This is a genomic window from Pseudoalteromonas sp. NBT06-2 (genome assembly GCF_002276045.1).
Taxonomy (GTDB): Bacteria; Pseudomonadota; Gammaproteobacteria; order Enterobacterales; family Alteromonadaceae; genus Pseudoalteromonas.
Genome location: NZ_NQMR01000246.1, coordinates 1 through 260, shown reverse-complemented (window position 1 = coordinate 260; position 260 = coordinate 1). Strand labels below are relative to the sequence as shown.

Below are 260 nucleotides of genomic sequence, written 5' to 3'. Positions count from 1 at the left end.
AAAATTAGAGTCTCATTAAAATCTGTTCACTTAATCCTTTTAGGAAAGAGCGAGTGACTACACAGTCATATGCGACGTAATTAAGTTTACTTAATTATATCAAAAACAGAATTCATTGAGCTGTCTTGTCTATTTATAGGTAAAGACAAAAAACTTTTAATTGAAGAGTTTGATCATGGCTCAGATTGAACGCTGGCGGCAGGCCTAACACATGCAAGTCGAGCGGTAACAGAGATAGCTTGCTATCTGCTGACGAGCGG

General features: G+C 37.7%; 1 rRNA gene. It reads left to right on the top strand.

Features of this window, described 5'->3' with window-relative positions:
* Positions 1-157: 157 nt before the first annotated feature.
* A 16S ribosomal RNA gene (locus CJF42_RS24735) occupies positions 158-260 on the top strand; the annotation flags it as partial.